We start from the raw sequence: 23,546 nt of genomic DNA on the forward strand, positions 1-23,546 counted from the left end.
TTGAATTATTATTTAGAAAAAGGAGGTAATTTATATGGATATATTAATTATTATTATCCAAGATATTTGGTTAATTTCTGGTGGTTAATACTTTGAAATAGAAATAAATCTATACCTGTAGTTGGATTTATTTTAAAAGAACCATTGTGAAAAAAGTCACCATTTATTGTTTCCCCCAATTAATGGTGACTATATCTAGAAACCTTCATTAATTCCTACATATATCCCTTTTACAGTTACTACATAAGAAAATTACAAAAAAAAAGAAACCAACCTATTCTTAACGGCTGATTTCTTTCTAACATCCGCAACACTCCTTATTACAAGCGTCGCTGAAAATCTTCTTCAATATCTTTTTTCCAAGTTCGATCTATCTTTTTCCCTTTACGGAATGAAGTTACAGCTTCATTGAGTGTTTGGAAATTTAACTGAGTCCCCTCATTATCCGCGTGATATTCTACAGCAAACTCCTCCCTGATTCCGAACTTTGCAGCAGTGGAAATGGCATCAATATTTGCACCAAGAAAAATAAATTCCCATCCATGTTTTTCTTTTTGATGTGCAATCATTGATTTTATCTTGTCATAGGTATATTCGCAACTTGCATTTTCCATACCATCAGTCGTGATTACAAACAACACTTTATCAGCGCGTTCCCCTTCCATTGTTCTTTTTTGTGCGTTCCCTATTTTTTGAATTGCAGATCCAATTGCATCAAGCAAGGCTGTCGTTCCACCAACCTCATATTCCTTTTCCGTAATTGGGGAAATTCCTCCTACATTAATACGGTCATGGAGCAATTCATATTCGTGGTTAAACAATACAGTTGTCACCGTTGCTTCGCCTTCTTCTTTTTTTTGCTTGGCAAGCATCGCATTATACCCACCAATTGTATCTGCCTCTAGCCCAGCCATTGAGCCACTTTTATCAAGAATAAAAACTAACTCTGTTAAATTGTTTTTCATATTTGTCATCCTCCTAAGTTTTATTTACAAACTCAGCATAACAACTCCGACATACAATTAGGTCGCTTCCAAGGCGACAAATTAAGCACCTAACAGAACTTGATCAAAAGCAAACAATGCCTCATTAATTTCGTGAATATTATAATTCTCATCTTCTATAAAATATTCAATTATAAGATCAAACTTACTACTACGTGACAAAGTGTAGCCAGCTTTAGATAACAAATCCTTTGTTTCCTCAATATCTAATTCTAATGCTATAGCGAAGGCAATCACTGTTTTTTTGAGCGGAGTGTAATCAACAGAATTGCGGATTTTAGAAAAAAGACGGCGATCAATATTCGCTTTTTTATACGTCTCCACATCTGTCATCTCTTTTTCATCAATTAAACGTAAAAGTCTTTCTGAAAATGTTTCTTCCATATGTTTAAATACATCTTCCAAGCTCCTCTTTTTTATTGAAGCTTCCACTAATATAACTTGAGACTCCAGTTCAAATAGCTCTTCTTGTCGATTGCGAGAAAATTGTAGACCTAGTTCCTCAACATAATATTCATCAATGTATTCATGAATGGAAGTAAATAATTTTCCACTTAATCTGAATGCACTCTTATCAAAAACAACCATATACACATACATTTCATGTTCCATCAAATAGGCACTAATGGTTGAAATGGCAACCTGTAAAGCCTGTTCTTTCGGATAGCCATATATGCCAGAAGAAATGAGGGGAAAAGCGATAGATTTACAATTGTATTGTTTAGCCAAAGACAATGCATTTCCATAGCATGCTGTAAGTAGTGCTTCCTCGTTTTGTGAGCCTCCCCTCCAAATTGGACCGACTGTATGAATAATATGCTTTGCTTGTAACTGAAAGCCATCCGTAATGACTGCCTCCCCTACAGGACACTCTCCAATTTCATTACACGCTTTTTGCAATTGCTCTGCACCTGCTGCTTGAAAAATAGCTCCACATACTCCTCCACCCATTTGAAGGGAAACGTTAGCTGCATTAACAATAATATCTACCGGCATTTTAGTAATATCATTTCGTACGATTTCTAATGGCAAAATTTTCACGCTCCTTCTCAAAGTTGCTCTTTCTTAAATGATAGCCAATATAAAGCATGTTGGAAAGAATCTCTCTTCTCTTTTATACAAGCATTTACATATAGCAACTTTGTATAAAATAATGTATTATCAACGTAAAAAGGAGGTATCGTTTTGGTCTCATCTAAAGACGTGGCAAAGCACGCAGGAGTATCCCAAACGACAGTTTCTCGGGTATTAAATATGCCTCAAACTGTTAAAAAACCAACTCTTGATAAAGTAATGAAAGCAATCGACGAGTTAAACTACATACCAAATGGACATGCGCGTTCTCTTGTTCAAAATAAAACCAATACAATTGCCCTTTTATCAGGTCCACTACATAATCCTTTTTTCGTAGATACAACAACAGCAATCGTAAATTATGCCAATGAAAAGGGTTTTCGGGTGAATGTACAGTTCGTTAATGACAAAAACCTTTCCGAAGCATACGCAACTGCTATTGCCCATAAAGTTGACGGCGTTATTTTATCCTGCATATTAATTGATGATCCAATATTTGAAAAACTGAAGCGGATGGACATTCCATTTATCACCTATAACCGAAAACACAAAAATAATGAATACTTTGTTGAAATTGATAATTTTCATGCTGGTTATTTATCTGCAAAGCATATGATTGAACAAGGCCACGAAGCAATTGCTTGGGTTGGTGGAACTTTGAACGTTAGCACATTCAATAACCGTTATCTTGGATTTCTTCAAGCGATGGAAGATTGTAAAGTACCACTCCAAGAGCAATATATTATTAATACGGACACGTCTAAACAAGATATTACACGTGCTTTCCATGAGTTACTCCAACTAAAAAAACGCCCTTCTGCTATTTGTGCCGGAGCTGATTCGATTGCTTTAAACTTAATCGATGACGCTATACAGGAAAAATTACAGGTACCAGAGGATATTAGTATTATTGGAATCGATAACGTAGATTTAAGTCGCCATGGGTCCATTCAGCTTACTACGGTTGGTAGCGTCTCTGAGCAAAATCTAGGATATATAGCTATTCAGAAATTGATAGAAATGATTGAAAATAAAAAAAATGGTTGCATACAAATTACTGAATCTGTTAAAGTGTTTGGTAGAAACACAACACGGAAAATATAAAACAGCCTTTTGAAGGGTTTGTTTTATTTTTTCTCAAAAATGAATACGTAACCATTTTTAGTCTATATATTTTTCTCTAAAAATGGTTACGTATTCATGTAAGATTATTTTTTATTTATATCGTTTTGAAAGGGGTTTCATTATGTTAGGGGGAGGAATTTTTTTATGAAATGGAAAGACAGAAAGTTTGGGGAAGAATCTCCATACATACCAGCAGGACCTTTTAAAATACGTTTACCTTTTATTCATTATCGTTTTGAATGGCCTGACTATGTTCAAGGGTTACTTATGTGTGCAGTTGATTTATCTGCCATTCCACTATTAATTGAATTATTAGGAATGCCATTTGAAGTAGCTTTAGCAATTATAGTACTAAATGGTCTTTTCTATTTACTGCATCATTTACTTGGAGACCCGGCTGTTCCAGGATGGATTACACCGGCAATTCCATTAATCATGTTATATTGCCAACAGTTCCCTGAAGGACCTGAACGAGTACATTCGCTGATAGCTTTCCAGATGACGCTCGGGATTCTTTCTCTTTTCTTAGGCGCAACCGGTTTGGCTTCAAGAGTCGTACAATTAATTCCAGCAGCGATGAAATCTGGTGTTATTCTTGGCGCAGGATTTGCAGCTATCATCTCTGTTTTTCAAATCGGTGGGAAATTCGATGATTTTCCATGGACAATTACAATTGCAATAGGTATCGGATTCTATCTTTTATTTTCAAAACACTTTGCAACATTCCAGAATCGCAATCCATTTTGGGGAACGATTGCTAAACTAGGTATTTTCCCAGTGATTATTATAGCAGTTGTTATTGCTCCTTTATTCGGAGAAGCAGCTTGGCCAACAATTCAATGGGGCATCTCATCTCCAGACTTCATCACATTATGGAATGAATATACTGTTTTTGGGTTAGGCTTCCCACCACTTATGATGTTTATCACTGGTTTACCTACTGTACTTGCAGCTTACATTGTATTATTCGGTGATGTTTTACAAACAAAAGCTTTAGTTGAAGATGGTGCAGCAGTACGTCCAGATGAAAAAGTTGAATATAGCCCAAGTCGTGCACATTTAATATTCGGTATGCGTAACAGTGTAATGAGTATTTTAGGTCCGGACGTTACAATGAGCGGTCCATTATGGTCTGCGATGCAAGTAGTTATGATTGAACGATTTAAAAAAGGCCGTAAAGCTATGGATTCCATCTTCGGTGGTGTCGGTTCCTTCCGTTGGGGTACAAATACAGGTTTATTCTTATTACCAATAGTTAGTTTAGTAGAACCGATCTTAGGCGTTGCTTTAGCTTTAACGATGTTAATTCAAGGGTATGTAAGTGTGAAAGTTGGTATTCTTGAATCACGGAGCCAACGTGATTTAGGGATTGCTGGTATTATCGGTGCAGTTCTTTGTATTAAAGGAGCTGCATGGGGATTCGCAGTAGGGTTGTTACTTTGCTTTTTAATCTATGGTAAAGACTTCTTCAAAGGTGAAGTAGACGATACATTTATAAAAGATAAAATAACCGAAGAAGACATGAGTTAAATACGAGAGGATGATTATTTGATGGAAAAGCAATTTTACGTAAATGGTGAATGGAAGTCTTCAGAAAAACTAGCTGACCTCCACTCCCCACATACTAAAGAAGTGATTGCACAAATACCACAAGCAACACGTGAAGAAGTAGAACAAGCAATCGACTTTGCATACGATGCCAGAAAACAAATGGCTGAACTTACTGCTTACGAACGTGCTGCAATTTTAGAGCATATTACACAATTGTTTATTGATAACCGCAAAAAAGCAGCTGAGATTATTTCTTTTGAAGCGGCGAAGCCAATGAAATATGCATTAGCGGAGATTGACCGCACAATTGAAACTTATAAATTTGCAGCTGAAGAAGCAAAACGATTAACTGGTGAATTGATTCCGATGGATGCTGCAAAAAATGGTGTAAATCGTTTTGGCTACACAATTGAACAGCCAATTGGAGTGATCGGTGCCATTACACCTTTCAATTTCCCACAAAACTTAGTAGCACATAAAGTAGGACCTGCAATTGCTGCTGGCAATACAATTGTCCTAAAGCCAGCATCACAAACTCCCCTTTCTGCTCTATTTTTAGCTGAATTGATTGACCAAACAGCTTTACCTAAAGGTGCCTTCAACGTCGTAACAGGTGGTGGTAAAACAGTTGGAGACGCACTAGTGGAAAGTGACAAAGTGAAAATGATTACATTTACAGGTAGCCCTGCAGTCGGAAAAGGTATCCGTGATAAAGCAGGATTGAAAAAAGTAGCACTCGAACTAGGTTCCAACGCAGGATTGATCATAGACAAGAACGTGGATTTATCGCAGATCGTACCAAAATGTGTCATGGGCGCATTTTCAAACCAAGGGCAAGTATGTATTTCCTTGCAACGCACGTATGTAATGGATGAATTATTCGAAGAATTTATCCAACAATTTTCATCATCTACAAAAGAACTTGTGATTGGAAATCCGCTAGAAGAAACAACAGACATAGCTGCCATGATCAATCCAGGTGAGCAGGAAAGAGCATTGAGCTGGGTACAGGAAGCAGTAGAGCATGGCGCGGAAATAATTGCGGGAGGCACTACTGAAAATGGTGTTTTCATGCCAACCATTTTAACAAATGTATCCCCCACTTCAAAAGTTTCCTGTCAGGAAGTCTTTGCACCAATCGTTGTTGTAAACCGAATCTCTTCTATTGAAGAAGGTATTCACGCTATCAACGACTCAAACTATGGCCTACAAGCTGGTATTTTTACGAACGATATCCAAACAGCCTTTAAAGCTTCTAAAGAATTAGAAGTTGGAGGTGTAATGATTAACGATATCCCAACGTACCGTATCGACCAAATGCCTTATGGCGGAGTAAAAGAAAGCGGTACAGGTAAAGAGGGCTTAAAGTATGCGATTCATGAAATGACAGAAACCAAACTAGTAGTTTGGAATCAACAATAAGGAGTGTTAATATGTCTGAAAAAATTACATTACCTCCAGTTAGTTATACTGGATGGGGTTCACTTTCTTATCTATTAGAAGAAGTAAATCGCTTTAATTCAAAAAAAATTCTCGTTATTACGGACCCTTTTTTAAAGGAGATCGGCTTAACTAATCAAGTAGTTTCTCCACTTGAAGAAGCAGGTTACGTGATGGAAATCTACACAGAGGTTGTACCAGAACCACCTTTAGCTATTGGTGAAAAATTAGTCGCTTACACTCGTGACAATGAATTTGATATGGTTATCGGAATTGGCGGCGGAAGCGCACTAGACTTAACAAAGCTTGCAGGTGTGTTAGCAGCACATGACGGGAACGTTGCAGATTATTTAAATTTGACTGGCACAAAAAAAGTGACAAAAAAAGGGCTCCCTTCTATCTTAATCCCTACTACATCGGGGACTGGTTCAGAAGTGACTAATATTTCTGTTCTATCTTTGGAAACTACAAAAGACGTAGTAACACACGACTATTTGTTAGCAGACGTGGCAATTGTCGATCCTGCTTTAACTATTTCTTTACCACCAAAAGTTACTGCTGCAACTGGAGTAGATGCATTAACACATGCAGTAGAAGCGTATATTTCTAAAAACGCTAGTCCTATCTCGGATGCATTGGCTCTACAAGCAATTCGTTTAATCAGTAACTCAATTAGAACTGCTGTATCAAACGGCGAGGACAAGCAAGCTCGAACTGATATGAGCTATGGAAGTTACTTAGCAGGTCTCGCTTTCTTCAACGCAGGTGTTGCGGGTGTTCATGCATTAGCCTATCCAATCGGCGGACAATTCCATGTTGCACATGGGGACTCAAATGCCGTTTTACTTCCATATGTAATGGGCTATATTCGCCAAAGCTGTGAAAAACGAATGAAAGATATATTTGAAGCGATGGGCTTTAGCTCTACAAATCTATCTCAAGAAGAAGCATCTTATAAATGTGTAGCGGAGTTGAAACGTCTTGTAGAAGATGTGAACATTCCATCTACTTTAAAAGGCTTTAACATTACAGAAGATGCACTAGATAGCTTAACTAACGATGCCGTCGAGCAAAAACGCATCCTTGCTCGTAGCCCAATGCCTTTATTAAAAGAAGACATTTATACGATATATAAAGCAGCTTTTGATGGGGTAGTTGTAGAGAAATAATAAAAAACCTGGAGCGCTAATTGCTGCTCCAGGTTTTTTATTATTTTCGAGACTGTTATTGCTTTTGTATAGATGGAATAGTATCCGTTGGAGGAGCTACTATTACCTACAGTCTCCTAATAGTTATGTTTGTTTTATAAATTCTTCTACTATTCTAGTGTATATTTCTGGTTGTTCTGTTTGCACCAAATGGCCCGCAAAGGGAACGATTGCCACATGTACATTTTTATTAGCTTTTGGATATATTGTTGCACCAACCGTTTCGTGTGGGTTTCTTTCTCCAACGATGAATAGGACCGGAAAATCAAATTCGTGCATTGATTTAACATCATCGAATGGATACCAACCTTCATTTCTCCCCTTTAAAATGAATTGTTTCCAGTCGGAAGAATATAATTGGTTAAAATAATTATTTGCTTCTTCGCTCTTCATTACATTCTTTTGAGAATCCACATCTTCTTTATGAAGCTCTATCCAATTATCCGGTTTCACTGGAGTAATTCCCGAAACAGTTAATGTGTAAAGTCTCTCAGGATATAGCTGAGCAAACTTAATAGCAACTAAAGCCCCCAATGAACATCCTACTAAATGGATAGCTTTTAGTTTATAATGTTCAATCGTTTCGAATAGATCTCTCGCAGAATCCTCGAAAAAATTTTGTATATCATTCGAAATAGATTGCCCGTGTCCTCTTAAATCCGGTGATAAAACTTGAAAATCTTTACTGAAATACTCTCTTTGAGACTCAAAGTCTGTCAATCCTGTCTGTAGACCAGTATGTAAAAACACGATTGGTTCCCCATTACCTCTAGTATGTGTATGTAGTATCACTTTCCCACCCCTAATTTAACTTAAGTGCGCCTGATTATTTAAAAATCTAATAACTCTCACATTCTCTTTAATCTCCAATAAATGTATACCCGTATCTCCAGTAGCATATACAAAATTACTGGTATTTGACTGCTGAAGAAATGCTTTAAGAAATTGGGAGATTAGTCCACCATGAGAGACAATCGCCACCCGCTTGTACTCTTGGTATACATTTGTTATTTTATGAAATATCCTTTCTGCTCGAAAACGAAATTCCAACTCTGATTCTCCATTCTCAATCGGAATATGAGCAGGTCTTCCATTGGGAGGTAAGGGATATTTAATAGCAGCCACTTCTCTTGAAAGTCCAGCAAGTACACCATTATTAAATTCCATTAAGTCTTTATCCTCGATTAATACACATCCTACTTCTTCTTGAAGTGTTAAGGCTGTGCTTTTCGCTCTTTTTAATGGGCTTGATAAGATAATGTCTGGAGGAAAGTGTGTTGCTACAAAAGCGGCCATTTTCTTTGCTTGTTTCTCTCCTAGCTCGGTTAAAGAAAAATCCGCTCTTCCCTCATGCACACCTAACAAGTCTGCTTCTGATTGGCCGTGCCTTATTATTAGTAATTCCAAGTATTCCACTCCTGAGTAAGTGCCAACTTCACTAGCGACTCTTCTAAATAATATATAATAAAATTATACGCTAGCCCTAATTTAATTCCAATACTTGTTAAAAAATAATCTAGTTTCTCATATAAATGACCGTTTGATATGATTATCAAACGGCCTTAATATGTTGTATGAAATTTATTTAACGTAAAATAATCCGCCATTAATAATTTCTATTTTTATCCTAGGCTCGTATTGTTCTTGTAGTGCTTTTTTCTCCATCTCATAACATTCTGGTTTAACGTTAACCCCTTCATAGAAATATTCTAGTACTTCCAAGTCCTTTTGCCATCTTTGTTTCGCTTCTTCCGCCCAAGTGTGATCATCCTGTTGTATGAGATGATCAATAATCTCTTCTAATCGTTCAAGTGCACGGAGTGGTTTGATAATATAAGGTAGGTTAAATGTATTTTGAGACGAAGTTGTTTCTAATTCAAGTCCTGTTAGCGATTCCTGAAAATGATCGATAATACTACCGGTCATCAAGTTTATGCCTAAAGAATGAAGCATTTCCTTCGTTTGATCACAGTAATACGATATTTTATAATTTACTCCTAACCAAGGAGTTAATATCGTTCTTGCCTCTGTGTTATCTATTTTCTCATACATATGCACAAATGAACCCATCCGTCTGGTTGTTTGAAAAATTTGATTTAGTCTGGGAGAACCAAAGTGGACAACCTCCCCTTTAATCTTTTCAACAAGCTTATTTTGATCTGTAATTAAGGTTAGTTGAGCTGGACATGGCACCCCGTTTGTACTTTCTAGGTATTGCCAATAATAGGGGCGATTCATAATTTTTTTATCCATATCTACCGTTAATTGGACCGTCATGTAATAATCATGGTTTTGGATGATTTGACAGTTATTTTCCGTAAAAAATTTCTGTAAATAACGGTGAACTTCTTGTGGGTACATACACATCCTCCCCTCCTTCCTTATCAAGAATCAGCTTATATGGTTTTTTTAAAAGTAGATAAAATGTCATCTAACTCACCTACGGCTTTTTCAAATACATCAATTTTTACATACAACAAATCTAATATATTCTTCTCAATCGTGTTATCGATGGCTAAGTTATATATATGGACGTCGTGTTCCTGCCCTAAACGATGGACACGCCCAATTCGCTGCTCTAACTTCATCGGGTTCCAGGGAAGATCATAATTGATGACATGGTGACAGAACTGTAGGTTAATACCTTCTCCTCCAGATTCCGTCGCAATCAATACTTGTGCTTTTTCTTTAAATAAATGCTTCATCCAATCTCGCTTCGATTTGTTAAACTTTCCGTTAAAGGGAACGCTTGTAATGCCTTTAGATTGTAAGTACCATTGTAGATAAACCTGGCTCGCTCTATATTCTGTAAAGACGATGACCTTATCATTTGCCTTTGAAATGATTTCATACACCTTTTCTGCTTTCGAATTTATTTCCAATGCACTAAGTTTTTGAATGATTTCTTCTATATAACTAATCTCTTCTGGTTCCGTACATTTTTGAAGCATTTTATTTAACGTCAAATAGGTTGCTTCCTTACTGCTACACATTTCCTTTTGCAGCGTGATCATAGAAAAAGCACCTGAAAAAATTGGCGAAATATTTTTAAGCTCTAAAATCATGTCGTACACTTCTTTTTCTTCTTTGGAAAACTGAATAGGAATAATTTCAACTTTTCGATTTGTCCATTCAATTCCCGTATCATGTCTTCTATTTCGCACCATAACTTGATTGACCAATTCTCTTAAATATTCATCGTGCTCTAAGTTATGTTTGCTCGCAGAGAACTCCGATTGAAAGGTCTCATAATTACCAAGATGTCCTGGTTTCAGTAAAGAAATAAGATAAAAAAGTTCAAAGATATCATTTTGAATTGGTGTAGCAGTTAACAATAAGCAGAATTTTTTCTTTAAACCTTGGACAAATTCGTAAATTTTTGTTTTATGGTTTTTTAATTTGTGCGCCTCATCAATAATAATCATGTCATAATCCTGCTCATAGATAAGTTCTTTATGTGGGCTTTTCTTGGCGGTATCCATACTCATTACCACTACTTCATAATGATCTAATGAATAATTTTTTTTATAAGCAATAGCGGGGATGTAAAATTTATAATTTAACTCTTCAATCCATTGATTAATAAGTGACGCTGGAGCTAAGATCAACGCTTTTTTTACAAGTCCCCGTATAAGATACTCTTTTAATATCAAACCCGCTTCAATGGTTTTACCAAGTCCCACCTCGTCTGCAAGAATCGCTTTTCCATTCATCCTTTCGATGACCGTTTCCGCAACATCTAATTGATGATTAAGGGGTGTTAAATTAGGTAAGTACTTAGGAGATTGAAGACCTAAAAAATCTGTAATCAGATTAGCCTTCATCACTTCGTAACTCATATTGTATAATGTCCAATTATCCCAAGCTTCACGATTTTCCAATCTATCTATAAAGCCTTCTTTCCACTCAGACGACCTTTCTATTATCATGAATATCACCTCATGTAACTTTCTTCTTTCTGTTAGATTGTCCAAAAAAGAAGTACCTATGTTTTTTAAAGTGAAATAACTTCGAGAATTAAAAAAGATGGAGAATTTCTCCCCATCTTTTTACTAATATTATGAATAACCGTTTTTTCGTGCTTGAGCTTCATCTAAAATTTCTTTTCGAAAACCTTCAAGACTCTCTTCACGTCGTGCATTCTTCTGTTTAATTGCCTCTCGTTCATTGCCATCAAGATATGGCATTAATTCTTCAGCTGCTTCCATATTATCTTTTGTATTTTTCACCATATCTTGAAGCTTTTCTACATTATCTGAACGATCATCTGGCTTTGGAATGTTTTTACTCATTTTAGTTCCTCCTTCTTTTTAATAAGGTCATACAAAAATTATCGTCCCCAATCCTACTAAAACTATTCAGTAACATAATTAATACAAAAAATTGGTTATAAATAAAATGAATTAAATTAACAATTTGGGAGAAGATAGAAGAGGAAAAATACTAGAAAAAGAGGCGAAGACGACATGTCGATGGAATGGTTTAACAGAGTAACTAGTGAGCTTCAGGAACAATTGGAATCCATTTGTGAGGAATATGACAAAAATGGACATATGAGTGTAAATCAGGCTTCCAAACATCCACGAATTGAATTTTTTGTCGAAACAGATAAGGATGAAAGAGAATATTTCTATACTCTGCTTTTCGACCCTCATAATGAAGAATTTTACGAAGAAAGTTTTGATACAACAATCCAACAACCAACAAGAATTATTTTAGATGACATTACGGATATAATTGAAGCCGTTCATGAAAGCTTTCATGAATTTATAGACGATGATGACTATGACGATGACGATGAGGATTTTGATTTGGAAGAGGAATACGAAGTGCTTGATGGTGAAATTACTCTTGAAGAAATTGACGTTGAATGGGAAACTCCAGAAGTTACTGCTTTCCAAATTGAGGATAAGATTGAAGTTACTTATCAATTTGGTATAGACAGCGCTAACGGTGATGGTGTTTTGCGAAGAGTTAACCGAATCTGGACTGAAGACTCTGAGTTCTTTGAAGACGAAAGTAACTTTACATTTAAAAAAGAAGAGGGCAGCACGATTATTGCTATGATTGCCAGCCACTTGGATAAAATGGTTGGATATGAAGAAATTATTAACGAATAAACTTAAGGGCATCTCTTTATAGAGTTGCCTCAGACTGTAGACAAACTCAAAGAAATTTGAAACTGTCTATAGTTTTTTTATTTACAATACATAGTAAGAAATCGTCGATTTCCGTTTCAGGCGCTACGCTTTCCACGGGCACGGCCTCAGCCTTCTCCCTTGCTCCTGCGCAAGCTCGTCGCAAAAATTAATTTCGCTACGCTCAGTCCGGGTGCTTCGGCTCGCGCTGTTCCCGTAAGAGTCTTCGCGCCTTCCACTCCAATCGACTAGTGTTGGCTAATTTAAAAAGTGTTGAGTTTCTAAATCTTCTAAGAGGTAAATTGCGGTATTTCAGTATGAAAACCAAATCCTAAAAACCAGCGATACGCCATATTCGTTTCGATTCTCTTTTATTGTTTGGCGCATCGAATGGATGCCAAATGTATATGGAATAAAGCAATTAGTTTTCTCTTTTGTATTTATTTTAAAAAAACATTGCTTTTATTAGGAAAAATAAATTATAATATAATATGTCGCTAATAATTGATAGTAATACTTACCGACATTAATACGGAGGAATACCCAAGTCTGGCTGAAGGGATCGGTCTTGAAAACCGACAGGCGGGTCAAACCGCGCGGGGGTTCGAATCCCTCTTCCTCCTCCATTTTTAACTTATTATTAGTATTTGTGGTATACTTTAATAAGTAAGCATACTATTGTCGCGGGGTGGAGCAAATCGTCACACGAAGATGTCGATTAACACCGATGCAGACGAAGTCGAAGCAGGTGTCCTACTTTCTTCAGGCGTAGTATTAGTAAGGATAGCAAGTATATTATTATCGCGGGGTGGAGCAGTTCGGTAGCTCGTCGGGCTCATAACCCGAAGGTCACAGGTTCAAATCCTGTCCCCGCAACCAAATGGTCCCGTGGTGTAGCGGTTAACATGCCTGCCTGTCACGCAGGAGATCGCCGGTTCGATCCCGGTCGGGACCGCCATTTAATTTATTATAAGATTCATAGAAGCAAACAGAGATATCTGTAGCTTTGTACATATTAAATTGAAGCTTAGTACAAACTTAATAGAGATTTAGGATAAGCAAGCAAATCGAGGAAGCAATCGAACGAAAGAAGGAGCGTACTAAAGTATGTGACTGAATGAGTGAGTGAAGCTGACAAAGAGTTGCGCAGCTTAGCGTAAATCGATTAGAGATTTGGAATAAGCAAGTAGCTCGAGGAAGCAATTGAGTGAAGAAAGGCGCGTACTAAAGTACGTAACTGACTGAACGAATGAAGCTGACGAAGAGATACGTAGCTTAGTGCAAATCGAAGAGGCTCAGTAGCTCAGTCGGTAGAGCAAAGGACTGAAAATCCTTGTGTCGGCGGTTCGATTCCGTCCTGAGCCACCATAATTACGCGGGTGTAGTTTAGTGGTAAAACCTCAGCCTTCCAAGCTGATGATGAGAGTTCGATTCTCTTCACCCGCTCCAATATTATTATCTTTGAAAATAGTGAATAAAAAATACATATAATAACCCATCCGAGAATTAATCAAGGATGGGTTATTTTTTATAGTTATAAAATAGTCCTTCTAATGGGAGGGCACACACTCTCCAAGTTATCTCTTAGCAAGTATGTGCCCCGTTGATTTCCGTTCAAGGCGGACGCTTTCCGCCGGTATGAAACGAAAATCAACTATTGTATACTCCCTTCTAATGGAGGACTTTATTTAAAATAATTATTTTGAAGGGATACTTTTTTCCTTGCTTACATAAACTTGATTCAAAATTAGTGCACCTAACATTTGAATAATAGTCTTCACGATAATTTGGCCCAAAATAGCGGCTGGTACGGCTTCCCAAGGAAGTATATTAGCCCCTAGTGGACTCAGGCCAATAATAACGAAAATGACAGAATCTAGAAACCCACCAACGATTCCGCTATAGAACACACGCCAAGCCATTGGTAGTTTCAACCGAGAGTAAATCTCTGTATCAGCTGTTTCAGCGACAACAAATGAAAGTGCCGATGCTACCACAATCAATAGTGTATCACCAAGTATGAATGAAACTATTGCGGATAATGCTAAAGCTATAAAAATAAATAAATACGTCTTTGCTCTACCATATTTATTTTGCACAAGATCTCGGAAAATGAAGGTTGCTCCAATTAATAGAGTTCCCATAGGAACGATAAACATCCCAAATTGTAATGGTGCAAAAGCTGCCGTTACCACGTTAGCTGTGACAATAGATAATAAATAGAATAATATTCTCATGATGTTACTCCTCAAGTTAATTTTAATACAGTTTTTTTGCCGCCCACTATACCCCTCTTTTATTTCCCCATACAAGAGCATGTAACTGTGGCAGAACTTTGACGTCTTTTAATTCCGCATCTGCTATCACCCTATCAATCAGAGCTTGGTACTTCTCTAATAAATGGCTGATTAGTCGAGGGTTATCAGTCGTTGTGATATCGTCATTTCCTACTTGTAGGTAAAAAGGAATCGTCGGGTATCGACGGTGAACTTGCTTGGCATATTCATAATCCTCTTGATTGAAAACGACTATTTTAAGCGATATATGCTGCTCGCTATTTCGAATTTTAAGTTTTCCAATGATATCCGAGAGCACCGAAAAGTCCGTAGTCATTCCAGAGCTTGGCGGTTTTGGTGAAATCGTCAGTTCATCGATTTCGTATAACCATTCCTGCCATCTGCTTCCCTGTGTCTCTACTCCAATTTTTATGTCGTTTTCTTTTAATAGAGCAATGAGTGCATCCAAGTTACGAAGGAGTGCTGGGTTTCCTCCCGAAATCGTGACAAATGAAAAACCACTACTCCCAAGACGTTTCAATTCTGACCAAATCTCATCTGCTGTCATTTGGACAATAAGATGTTTGCCGCTTCCATCCCACGTAAAAGATGAATCACACCAGGAACAGGAATAGTCACATCCGGCAGTCCGTACAAACATGGACTTCTGTCCCACTACCATTCCTTCACCTTGAATAGTTGGTCCAAAAATCTCCATAACAGGTACCTTACTCAACTTCCATCCACTCCCGTCTCACTTCAGCATAGCTTGTCGGAGTTTCATACAATCTGATAAATTCTACACGCGCACCATTGTATCGCTCTACATCAAACAGTGCTTCAGCCAGCTTTTCGTAAATCCAAACAACGATGTTCTCTGCTGTCGTATTCATCGAAGGAAGAGTCTCATTCAAATAACGATGATCCAAATCAATCTCTATTTTTTGCTTCCATATTTCTTTTATATCGCCAAAATCAATCATCAAGCCGCGATCATCCGTGTATCCACTTACCCCTAAAACAGCTCGATATGTATGGCCATGTAGATTTTTACATTTCCCCTCATAGTTATGTAAATGATGGGCAGCATCGAAGGTAAATTCTTTACTTACGAGAACACGCTTTGAATGATACTTTAATTGGCTCATTTGGATATCTTCATTTATTTTTTGGAGCCTATCGACAATTCTAAAATTAGACATGCCTTAGGACTCCTTTTTTAAGCTTAAATACTCATCAAGCCCTTTTTTTCGCAGCTTACACGCCGGGCATTCACCACAGCCATCTGCTTTTATACCGTTATAGCATGTTAGCGTTCTTTCCCTAACAAACTCAAGTGCCCCCAGCTGATCCGCAAGCTCCCATGTCTGTGCCTTGTTCAACCACATCAAAGGTGTATCAATTACAAAAGATGCATCCATCGATAAATTCAACGATACGTTCAAGGATTTAATAAAAATATCTCGGCAATCAGGATATCCGCTAAAATCTGTTTCACAAACCCCAGTCACGATATGCTTCGCTCCTACTTGGCTTGCTAATACTCCGGCAAATGAAAGGAAGAGTAGATTTCGACCGGGCACAAAAGTGGATGGCAGCTCCCCTTTATCTCCGTCTTCTACCTTAATGTCATCTCGAGTCAAAGCATTTGGAGCAAGCTGATTTAAGAGCGACATATCAAGAATGTGGTGCTTGATACCAAGATCCTTTGCTATCTCCTTTGCACATTCTATTTCCAAACTATGCCTCTGTCCATAATCAAAAGTCACTGCTTCAATGTCTTTAAAACGTTCTTTTGCCCAGAACAGACAAGTGGTACTGTCCTGACCTCCACTAAACACAATGATTGCTTTTTCATGCATCATCTTCTGTAAAACTCCCTTTTAACGAAAAAACAGCACCCTAAAAAGAATGCTGTTTTCTTCTTAGTTTTTTAAAGAGGGTAGCTAAAAACCTCTTCCTTCATATGGAGGACTATACAATTCCTCGTTTATCGATTATCTATTTTTTCTGGGTACAAATCATGGTTCATCAAACGATAATTTGCCATCTCTTCGTATTTGGTACCCGGTTTCCCATAGTTGCACCATGGATCAATCGAGATTCCCCCACGAGGTGTGAATTTTCCCCAAACTTCAATATACCTAGGATCAAGTAATTTAATTAAATCGTTCATAATGATGTTGACGCAATCTTCATGAAAATCACCATGGTTTCTAAAACTAAATAAATATAATTTTAGTGACTTACTTTCCACAATCTTTTTATCCGGTACGTATGAAATATACATTGTCGCAAAATCCGGCTGATTTGTAATAGGGCATAAACTAGTGAACTCTGGGCAATTAAATTTTACAAAATAATCACGATTGGAATGTAAACTATCAACGGATTCCAATACTTCCGGTGCATATTGGAATGAATATTGTGTGCCTTGATTACCTAACAATGTTAAATCTTTTAAACCTTCTTCTTGGCTTCTGCCAGACATAATAAAAACCTCCTAATACAACTTTTTATAGAGGATCTCTAACATTCTATTGCAAACATATAGGATAAAAAAACAAAAAAGCCATGCCCAAATATGGACATGGCGAAAAGTCATGTATCCATAGTTTTTTATAGAGGGTATCAGCTATGAACCTCTCCCGATCAAGTTCGGGTACCTATCTATAATATAGAATGCTTTCGTAATCGTCAAATAGATATTTAAAGATTACAAGATGAGAATCTATAGAAGACATGTAGGTATAAGATTTGAGTTTCAACCAATTATCTCTTTTTTAAGAGATTATCAATTTATTTAAAATTATCTTCTAAATGTATGTATAAATTCCGATTAGACTGACTATATTGTTAATAGATTACAAGATTCAAAGGAGGAATAGAAATGAAGAGTCCAATAGGTTTACCAGAACAATTACCAGAAACTTTAGATGAGTTATTGACTTTGTTATTACAAACGATTATCGCTTAGGAGAGATTTTATATTAAGATTGAAACTTGGAAACATAGAAAAGTAGAGATTTCTACTTCTATCAGGTAGAAGTTTCTACTTATTTTCTTTTCTACTAAACTCTTGTTGCGGCAATTGCGAATTTAATTTCCTACATATTTTTTCCACATTATTAAATAATTGAACATAATCTGTTTGGAATCGGTATATTTGTTAAGCTTTCTTTACAACGCTCCTTAAGTCCATTAGACTTTTATCGACAACATGCTTTAATTTTTATAGCAGGTGTATACTTAGCGTATCGTTTCAAGGAGGAATTATTATGCACAACATTCAAGATATTTTAGAAGCTAGAGATTTTATTATAAGTAAGACGGACAATCGGCCTGTAATCGGATTGATACTCGGCTCTGGTTTAGGGACGCTAGCCGATGAGATTAAAAACTCAGTCGTAATCCCTTATAGTACGATTCCACACTTCGCAAAATCGGAAGCAATTGGGCATGCGAACGAACTTGTTATTGGAGAACTAAACGGAAAAATAGTAGCAGCAATGAAAGGTCGTTTTCATTATTATGAAGGCTACACTTTGGATGAAGTAACATTCCCAGTACGTGTAATGAAGGCGTTAGGTATAGAGAATATCATTATTACAAACGCTTGCGGTGCTGTTAATACAAACTTTAACCCTGGAGATTTGATGTTAATTACCGACCACCTTAATTTAGTTGGAACAAATCCATTAATCGGACCAAATAATGATGAATTGGGAACTCGTTTCCCTGATTTATCGAAAGTTTATAACATGGAGCTACGTACTATTGCAACTAATGTAGCGAACAAGTTAGACATTACGTTACAAGAAGGAGTTTATGCTTGGTGGAGCGGTCCTACTTATGAAACTCCTGCAGAAATCCGTATGTTCCGCACATTAGGGGCCGATGCTGCTGGTATGTCTACTGTACCTGAAGCTATTGTAGCAACACACGGAGGTATGAAGGTACTCGGCATTTCTTGCCTAACGAATATGGCATGTGGGATATTAGATCAGCCATTAAACCACGATGAGGTAATTGAGGTCGCAGGTAAGGTAAAAGTTAAATTTGTTGAATTAGTTAAAGGTGTTTTAGAAGAGATTTAATGGAGATGGTTATCCACGGAGTTTGGGGACCCTAAGTCCGTTTTGGTTTCCGGGTTGCTTTGGACTACACATTTACTACACCTTTGCCGAGAGAACGAAAGCCGATGGAAGTGACTTTGTTACTTCCATCGGCTCTTTTCTTTTCGGTAATCCTGTGGCTGATGTTTGTCCGTCGCTCTCCTACAACCTTATCGTACTTGATGTTTTAGATTAGGGGAATGAAAGAATAAATCACTTTCTATGAATTGAGAAAGTAGCCGAAGATGCAATTTCGGCTACTCTTTCGCTATTTTCAGGTTACTTACACGTAAAAACAATAGAATGGATTGGAAATACATCTTTCTAACTGCTTTAGTCAAATATTTCAATATCCGTGATCTGATAATAACCTTCACTATCGATTATCACCGTGTATACTTTATCACGATTATAATACTTGTATTCACCTGCAGCGTTTATAAAATCAAATTCTTCGTTTGTTGAAACTAGTGCATAGTCTTCGAAAATTTCCACTCCAGTGACAATATTTGATGTAAAGTCAAAAGTCATGCCTTGCCCAGCGATTTCTTTTATATACTCCTCTAGATCTGTGTAAGCAGTGCTGCCAGGCTGGATCAAGTCTTGAATCCAATAAAAATCCTCAGCGTCCAACGCCATCTCATAATACTCTCTATACGTAATAATAAAATTAGATAGTGATTCTTCTTCAAATGAATAATTGTTCCAGTTTTCTTCTGTGTAATCTTCTTCAACAGTATTATCTTCTGCAGAACCTTCATCACTATATGTATAATCTTCGTAAACATCAAATAGAGAAGCAACTTGCTTGGCGCTCATAGGATTTGCAATCCAGTTATCTACTAAATTCGTTACACTATTCATAGGAATTGAAAAACCAAATAAATTATTTTCCGTATAAATAAGTGAATTGATACCGATCACTTTTCCAGTCTTCGCATCAATTAATGGACCACCACTACTACCTTGATCAATCTGTGCATCAATCTGGTATAAATGTTCATAAATAAACCCTAGTTCCATATCTCGATTAATGCCAGTCAAGTAGCCGATAGATGCAGAGTTTTCAAAACCTTGAGGGCTTCCAAGAGCAATTACCTCTGTACCAATAATCGAGTCCTCATTTTCCGTAAGGAGCGGTTTTACTTGTACATAATCTTCCGAAAGAAGAAGAGCAACGTCTGAACGATCTGATATGCCGATTACTTTCGCATTTGATTCTTTCCCAACCGAGTTTCGAACAATAACGTCTGTATATCCCGCTACCACATGTGCATTTGTGACAATGTATCCGCCTTGCCCATACAGGAATCCGGAACCTTGACCTTCCTGGGTCAGGATTGTAAATACTTTCGGCATCGTTTCTTGTATGACTTGCGTCTTGTCTTTCGCTTCAACTTTAGGTACTTTACCTTCCGCTACTACTTTTGCTTTTTCTGTAAGTGTTGAGCGAGTTTCTTCTACAGTCGATTTGACTTCATCTAAAACAGTTTGAGCTTCATTCTTTGAAAAGAGTAGCTCTTTAAAACCATACCCAACCCCACCTAATATAATAAAACAAAGTATAATCCCTAAAATTAGAAAACCTTTTGACCCATTCTTTTGTGGAGTTAGACTAGTTCCACAACCGGTACAAAATTTTGCACCCTCTTCATTTTTTACACCACACTTTGAACAATACACGATTTTACCCCCATATAAATCCTTATACCTATTAAAAAGCATCTAAATATACTCTATATTTACTGAATAAATTATACTAGATAAAGAGGGAAATATCCATTCTCTGTTAAATTTATAATTCTTAATATCTTGTGTTTTATAGATTCCCTACGTGCTTTCAAAAACTACTTAAGGAATATATATTTTCTGTTAGAATGAATGTAGTTATGTGAATATATTAGAACTGGAATGGTGAACAAACATTGAAAACATTTAAGAAAATGTATATTGAAATTACAAGCGTATGTAATCTGGCTTGTAGCTTCTGTCCTCCAACAAGTCGAAAGGCAAATATTATTAAACTTGATGCATTTAACAACATACTAGATCAGATTAAAGACCATACGAAATATATTTATCTTCATGTCAAAGGGGAACCCCTACTGCATGCGAGAATCGACCAATTGCTCGATGCTGCACATGCAAAAGGATTTAAAGTAAACATTACGACAAACGGGACGCTTATTAAAAAGAATCGTGAAAAACTACTAGGCAAACCTGCATTACGCCAAATCAACTTCTCCCTACATAGCTTTGATGGCCATGAAGGATCAGAAAATCGAGAAAAATACTTAGGAGATATTCTGGAATTCGTGCGTGATGCCAAGGAGCATAATACAATCATTTCCTATCGATTATGGAATTTACAAAAAGAAGCAACTTCGGATTTGGCACAACGAAGAAACCGAGAAACATTAGAAATCTTAGAAAATGAGTACAACCTAGATTACAAAATCGAAGAAAAAGTACAGCCAGGAAAAGGTATTAAAATTTCTCAGAACGTTTATCTAAACCAAGACCATGAATTTCAATGGCCTAGCTTACAAGCACCAGAAGATGATGGAAAAGGATTCTGCCATGCTCTCCGCAGTCAAGCAGCCATTCTTGTTGATGGAACCGTTGTCCCTTGCTGCCTGGACGGAGAAGGTGTCATCAATCTAGGCAATATCAATAAAACTCCCTTCTCAGAAATTATCGAAAGTGATCGAGCAAATGCCCTCTATGATGGATTTACGAGAAGAGAAGCTGTTGAAGAAATGTGCAGGAAGTGTGGATATAGACAGAGATTTGGGGTTTAATGGTTTCTTAAATAACATTCAAAAAAAAGTAGCCCTACAGTCGAAATAAATCGATTGCAGGGCTATATTCATTTAAACAACATCTTTTGATTTGTGTAACCCATATAATTACGAATCTACAAAGTAAACCGGTTAATGATCTATTCTTTTGAAATACTAATAAATTTTTTCTAACTTTTTGTTTGGTTCCTCTTTGGACTATCCATATTTCCAAACTCAAAAAACTTCACTTTCTTGATTCCCATAATTAAATAAGGCTCTCTTCATCAGAATTTTGTGTGCATTATTCAACCAGAGGAATGGATAATGTGTAGGTCCCATCATAGTGGAAACACAAACAACAGACTTTCCTTTTAAAAGTCCATCTGGGAAAAGTCCTTTCTTATCCTTATAAGCAAAAATTTGAGGCAAATAATTGATCAATGTATCCTAAAAGCATTGCTGGAGGTCTTCCCCACCATATAGGATAGATAAAAACTATTTTATCAGCCCACGTTAATTGATTTCTATATTGTTCTAGGCGAGAATCAGTATGCATATCACGTCTTCGTTTTTGCTTATTAAACACTAGGAGTGGATTAAAGCCTTCTTCATATAAATCCAATACCTGCAATTCCTGTATAAGAGGATTTTCATTAATTCCTTTGACAACTTTTTGTAAAAAAGCATAATTCAAACTTTCATGATTAGGATATGTGTAAACAACTAGCGTTCTCATAACGCACCCCTTTTACTTATCATTTGATAAGTAAATAATACCACTTTCTTTTTAGTTATCAAATGATAATTGTTTTATGACAACATTTTTGATATCTTGTCAGTAAGAGGTGAGAGTTATGGACATAAATTCTCTTTTTTATAAACTCATGTCATTTACCACTTCCGTGCATCGTGTGACACATGAATTATCAAAAGACTCCAAATCAGATTCGATTACTCCTGTTCAATACAATATTCTTGAATATATAGCTGTTAGTCAGCCTGTAACTCCTAGTGAGATTAGCGATTGTCAGTATATGTCTATGCCAAACACAAGCCGTGAACTTAGAAAATTAAGTGAAAAAAATTTAATAGAAAAGATTATTGATACCGAGGACCGAAGAAAACAATATATTCGTCTTTCCAATAATGGGGAAAAAATGATGAAAGAAGCCTTTGTAACTATAGAATCTAGATTCCAAAATCGAATACAAAATGCCTCGAAAAAAGATTTAGAGGATATCGAATGCGCAATTGATTTACTATAAGAAAAATTATACTATTAAAGTTATCTATATAAAATTTGAAGTAATTCTTGAGTAGAAAAAAATGTTTAATCTAAATAATAGACCAATCTTATCATGTTAAGGAGGCAGAATATGAGTAACTTAGATAGACTACTTAGAACAATTGGAAAAACCAACTTTGTTGAGTATTATGAAGATTATCAAAACTTGGTTCAAAATAATAAAAATATAAATACCGATGAAAAAATGCGGTTAGCAAATAAGTTACTTAAAACTAATCCTAAAGCTACCAAAGTATCAGGTCAACTTGCTCGAATCTCAGCTGCAACTCAAATTTTTCAAAATGGTTGGGAAAAGGAAGCTCTTCAAGAAGTTATTAATTCCTCTCATAAGGCAATTACTAATGAAATTAAAATGAAGGCTCTAAGTTTACAAAAACAGAGCTTACAATGAACGATAATTAACTTGCATGCACAAATAACCCCTCCATTTGGTATGGAAGGGTCGATATTAAATTTGTATTCTCTTTACTAGTTGATTTCTAAACTTTTCTATGATAGAGATTTAGTTAAAGATTTTCATACTTAG

22 protein-coding genes, 5 tRNA genes, 2 pseudogenes and 2 riboswitches are annotated in these 23,546 nt (G+C 36.5%); of the genes and pseudogenes, 14 read left to right on the forward strand and 15 right to left on the reverse strand.

From position 1 onward, the window contains the following. Positions 1-320 precede the first annotated feature (320 nt). Both PGC35_RS04760 and PGC35_RS04765 read right to left on the reverse strand, forming a co-directional pair. Positions 321-965, reverse strand: coding sequence for a vWA domain-containing protein (locus PGC35_RS04760; RefSeq protein WP_375218369.1), 645 nt, complete (start codon positions 963-965; stop codon positions 321-323). An 81-nt stretch (positions 966-1,046) separates the two neighbouring features. Next, positions 1,047-2,036 (reverse strand): macro domain-containing protein, encoded by a 990-nt coding sequence (locus PGC35_RS04765; RefSeq protein ID WP_375218370.1) that lies wholly within the window; start codon positions 2,034-2,036, stop codon positions 1,047-1,049. Positions 2,037-2,189: 153 nt separating this feature from the next. On the opposite strand from PGC35_RS04765, the gene PGC35_RS04770 reads away from it, so the two are divergent. The 4 genes from PGC35_RS04770 (at position 2,190) to PGC35_RS04785 (ending at position 7,363) form a co-directional block, all read left to right on the forward strand. Beyond that, on the forward strand, positions 2,190-3,182 hold the full coding sequence (locus PGC35_RS04770; RefSeq protein ID WP_056828746.1) for a LacI family DNA-binding transcriptional regulator: 993 nt from the start codon (positions 2,190-2,192) through the stop codon (positions 3,180-3,182). Between the two features lie 165 nt (positions 3,183-3,347). Further along, positions 3,348-4,733, forward strand: a complete 1,386-nt coding sequence (locus PGC35_RS04775; protein ID WP_275788792.1) for a hypothetical protein — start codon at positions 3,348-3,350, stop codon at positions 4,731-4,733. Between the two features lie 21 nt (positions 4,734-4,754). Beyond that, positions 4,755-6,176 carry an aldehyde dehydrogenase family protein gene (locus tag PGC35_RS04780; RefSeq protein ID WP_375218371.1) on the forward strand — a complete coding sequence of 474 codons (1,422 nt, stop codon included), beginning with the start codon at positions 4,755-4,757 and terminating at the stop codon, positions 6,174-6,176. Between the two features lie 11 nt (positions 6,177-6,187). Next, a complete protein-coding gene (locus PGC35_RS04785; protein ID WP_375218372.1) occupies positions 6,188-7,363 on the forward strand; it encodes an iron-containing alcohol dehydrogenase in 1,176 nt (391 codons plus the stop codon). A 123-nt stretch (positions 7,364-7,486) separates the two neighbouring features. Here PGC35_RS04785 and PGC35_RS04790 read toward each other — a convergent pair whose 3' ends face one another. From PGC35_RS04790 to tlp, 5 genes are all read right to left on the reverse strand, one after another. Then, complete coding sequence (locus tag PGC35_RS04790) at positions 7,487-8,194, reverse strand: alpha/beta fold hydrolase (protein ID WP_375218373.1); 708 nt, start codon at positions 8,192-8,194, stop codon at positions 7,487-7,489. Positions 8,195-8,209: 15 nt separating this feature from the next. Further along, positions 8,210-8,809, reverse strand: a complete 600-nt coding sequence (locus tag PGC35_RS04795; RefSeq protein WP_375218374.1) for a histidine phosphatase family protein — start codon at positions 8,807-8,809, stop codon at positions 8,210-8,212. A gap of 174 nt (positions 8,810-8,983) precedes the next feature. Then, a complete protein-coding gene (locus tag PGC35_RS04800; RefSeq protein WP_375218375.1) occupies positions 8,984-9,763 on the reverse strand; it encodes a YqhG family protein in 780 nt (259 codons plus the stop codon). A 35-nt stretch (positions 9,764-9,798) separates the two neighbouring features. Further along, positions 9,799-11,331, reverse strand: coding sequence for a DEAD/DEAH box helicase (locus PGC35_RS04805; RefSeq protein WP_275788805.1), 1,533 nt, complete (start codon positions 11,329-11,331; stop codon positions 9,799-9,801). Between the two features lie 129 nt (positions 11,332-11,460). After that, positions 11,461-11,694 (reverse strand): small acid-soluble spore protein Tlp, encoded by a 234-nt coding sequence (gene tlp, locus PGC35_RS04810; RefSeq protein ID WP_056828758.1) that lies wholly within the window; start codon positions 11,692-11,694, stop codon positions 11,461-11,463. A gap of 174 nt (positions 11,695-11,868) precedes the next feature. Here tlp and PGC35_RS04815 point away from each other — a divergent pair, with 174 nt between their 5' ends. Continuing rightward, a complete protein-coding gene (locus PGC35_RS04815; RefSeq protein ID WP_056828760.1) occupies positions 11,869-12,522 on the forward strand; it encodes a hypothetical protein in 654 nt (217 codons plus the stop codon). 311 nt (positions 12,523-12,833) lie between these two features. Here PGC35_RS04815 and PGC35_RS04820 read toward each other — a convergent pair. Next, positions 12,834-12,957, reverse strand: a pseudogene (locus tag PGC35_RS04820) (transposase); the annotation flags it as partial. Between the two features lie 116 nt (positions 12,958-13,073). On the opposite strand from PGC35_RS04820, the gene PGC35_RS04825 reads away from it, so the two are divergent. The 5 genes from PGC35_RS04825 (at position 13,074) to PGC35_RS04845 (ending at position 13,989) form a co-directional block, all read left to right on the forward strand. Then, positions 13,074-13,166, forward strand: a tRNA-Ser gene (locus PGC35_RS04825). Between the two features lie 176 nt (positions 13,167-13,342). Then, a tRNA-Met gene (locus tag PGC35_RS04830) sits at positions 13,343-13,419 on the forward strand. Between the two features lie 3 nt (positions 13,420-13,422). Next, a tRNA-Asp gene (locus PGC35_RS04835) sits at positions 13,423-13,498 on the forward strand. A 334-nt stretch (positions 13,499-13,832) separates the two neighbouring features. Beyond that, a tRNA-Phe gene (locus PGC35_RS04840) sits at positions 13,833-13,908 on the forward strand. Positions 13,909-13,915: 7 nt separating this feature from the next. Beyond that, a tRNA-Gly gene (locus tag PGC35_RS04845) sits at positions 13,916-13,989 on the forward strand. 248 nt (positions 13,990-14,237) lie between these two features. Here the strand turns inward: PGC35_RS04845 and PGC35_RS04850 are convergent. The 5 genes from PGC35_RS04850 to queF form a co-directional block, all read right to left on the reverse strand. Then, complete coding sequence (locus PGC35_RS04850) at positions 14,238-14,777, reverse strand: VUT family protein (RefSeq protein WP_275788808.1); 540 nt, start codon at positions 14,775-14,777, stop codon at positions 14,238-14,240. Positions 14,778-14,823: 46 nt separating this feature from the next. Next, on the reverse strand, positions 14,824-15,552 hold the full coding sequence (gene queE / locus PGC35_RS04855; protein ID WP_375218376.1) for a 7-carboxy-7-deazaguanine synthase QueE: 729 nt from the start codon (positions 15,550-15,552) through the stop codon (positions 14,824-14,826). After that, complete coding sequence (gene queD / locus PGC35_RS04860; protein ID WP_056828768.1) at positions 15,545-16,018, reverse strand: 6-carboxytetrahydropterin synthase QueD; 474 nt, start codon at positions 16,016-16,018, stop codon at positions 15,545-15,547. Before queD ends, queE begins: the two co-directional genes overlap by 8 nt. 3 nt (positions 16,019-16,021) lie before the next feature. Beyond that, complete coding sequence (queC, locus tag PGC35_RS04865; protein WP_375218377.1) at positions 16,022-16,681, reverse strand: 7-cyano-7-deazaguanine synthase QueC; 660 nt, start codon at positions 16,679-16,681, stop codon at positions 16,022-16,024. A 54-nt stretch (positions 16,682-16,735) separates the two neighbouring features. Next, a riboswitch (PreQ1 riboswitch) is annotated at positions 16,736-16,779 on the reverse strand. Between the two features lie 27 nt (positions 16,780-16,806). Next, positions 16,807-17,307 carry a preQ(1) synthase gene (gene queF, locus PGC35_RS04870; protein ID WP_375218378.1) on the reverse strand — a complete coding sequence of 167 codons (501 nt, stop codon included), beginning with the start codon at positions 17,305-17,307 and terminating at the stop codon, positions 16,807-16,809. Between the two features lie 114 nt (positions 17,308-17,421). Beyond that, a riboswitch (PreQ1 riboswitch) is annotated at positions 17,422-17,468 on the reverse strand. Between the two features lie 626 nt (positions 17,469-18,094). Between queF and PGC35_RS04875 the strand changes: the two genes are divergently transcribed. Beyond that, entirely contained in the window at positions 18,095-18,913 is an 819-nt protein-coding gene (locus PGC35_RS04875) for a purine-nucleoside phosphorylase (RefSeq protein WP_056828774.1), read from the forward strand. A 351-nt stretch (positions 18,914-19,264) separates the two neighbouring features. On the opposite strand, the gene PGC35_RS04880 is transcribed toward PGC35_RS04875, so the two are convergent. Continuing rightward, on the reverse strand, positions 19,265-20,614 hold the full coding sequence (locus tag PGC35_RS04880; protein ID WP_375218379.1) for a trypsin-like peptidase domain-containing protein: 1,350 nt from the start codon (positions 20,612-20,614) through the stop codon (positions 19,265-19,267). A 242-nt stretch (positions 20,615-20,856) separates the two neighbouring features. Between PGC35_RS04880 and PGC35_RS04885 the strand changes: the two genes are divergently transcribed. Further along, positions 20,857-21,732, forward strand: a complete 876-nt coding sequence (locus tag PGC35_RS04885; protein WP_056828776.1) for a radical SAM/SPASM domain-containing protein — start codon at positions 20,857-20,859, stop codon at positions 21,730-21,732. A gap of 156 nt (positions 21,733-21,888) precedes the next feature. Here PGC35_RS04885 and PGC35_RS04890 read toward each other — a convergent pair. Beyond that, a pseudogene (locus PGC35_RS04890) lies at positions 21,889-22,450 on the reverse strand (NAD(P)H-dependent oxidoreductase). A gap of 118 nt (positions 22,451-22,568) precedes the next feature. On the opposite strand from PGC35_RS04890, the gene PGC35_RS04895 reads away from it, so the two are divergent. Together PGC35_RS04895 and PGC35_RS04900 are read left to right on the forward strand one after the other, a co-directional pair. Continuing rightward, the gene (locus tag PGC35_RS04895) at positions 22,569-22,979 is read left to right on the forward strand and encodes a MarR family winged helix-turn-helix transcriptional regulator (protein WP_375218380.1); all 411 of its coding nucleotides are present in this window, start codon (positions 22,569-22,571) and stop codon (positions 22,977-22,979) included. A gap of 111 nt (positions 22,980-23,090) precedes the next feature. After that, positions 23,091-23,411, forward strand: coding sequence for a hypothetical protein (locus PGC35_RS04900; protein WP_375218381.1), 321 nt, complete (start codon positions 23,091-23,093; stop codon positions 23,409-23,411). Positions 23,412-23,546: the final 135 nt, after the last annotated feature.

Source organism: Psychrobacillus sp. PGGUH221, from assembly GCF_042055255.1.
In the GTDB taxonomy this organism is placed as follows: domain Bacteria; phylum Bacillota; class Bacilli; order Bacillales_A; family Planococcaceae; genus Psychrobacillus.

Coding starts and splice junctions, on each gene's coding strand:
- PGC35_RS04760 (WP_375218369.1), bottom strand. CDS start 965: ATGAAAAACAATTTAACAGAGTTAGTTTTTATTCTTGATAAAAGTGGC.
- PGC35_RS04775 (WP_275788792.1), top strand. CDS start 3,348: ATGAAATGGAAAGACAGAAAGTTTGGGGAAGAATCTCCATACATACCA.
- PGC35_RS04780 (WP_375218371.1), top strand. CDS start 4,755: ATGGAAAAGCAATTTTACGTAAATGGTGAATGGAAGTCTTCAGAAAAA.
- PGC35_RS04785 (WP_375218372.1), top strand. CDS start 6,188: ATGTCTGAAAAAATTACATTACCTCCAGTTAGTTATACTGGATGGGGT.
- PGC35_RS04800 (WP_375218375.1), bottom strand. CDS start 9,763: ATGTACCCACAAGAAGTTCACCGTTATTTACAGAAATTTTTTACGGAA.
- PGC35_RS04805 (WP_275788805.1), bottom strand. CDS start 11,331: ATGATAATAGAAAGGTCGTCTGAGTGGAAAGAAGGCTTTATAGATAGA.
- tlp (WP_056828758.1), bottom strand. CDS start 11,694: ATGAGTAAAAACATTCCAAAGCCAGATGATCGTTCAGATAATGTAGAA.
- PGC35_RS04815 (WP_056828760.1), top strand. CDS start 11,869: ATGTCGATGGAATGGTTTAACAGAGTAACTAGTGAGCTTCAGGAACAA.
- PGC35_RS04850 (WP_275788808.1), bottom strand. CDS start 14,777: ATGAGAATATTATTCTATTTATTATCTATTGTCACAGCTAACGTGGTA.
- queD (WP_056828768.1), bottom strand. CDS start 16,018: ATGTCTAATTTTAGAATTGTCGATAGGCTCCAAAAAATAAATGAAGAT.
- queC (WP_375218377.1), bottom strand. CDS start 16,681: ATGATGCATGAAAAAGCAATCATTGTGTTTAGTGGAGGTCAGGACAGT.
- queF (WP_375218378.1), bottom strand. CDS start 17,307: ATGTCTGGCAGAAGCCAAGAAGAAGGTTTAAAAGATTTAACATTGTTA.
- PGC35_RS04875 (WP_056828774.1), top strand. CDS start 18,095: ATGCACAACATTCAAGATATTTTAGAAGCTAGAGATTTTATTATAAGT.
- PGC35_RS04895 (WP_375218380.1), top strand. CDS start 22,569: ATGGACATAAATTCTCTTTTTTATAAACTCATGTCATTTACCACTTCC.
- PGC35_RS04900 (WP_375218381.1), top strand. CDS start 23,091: ATGAGTAACTTAGATAGACTACTTAGAACAATTGGAAAAACCAACTTT.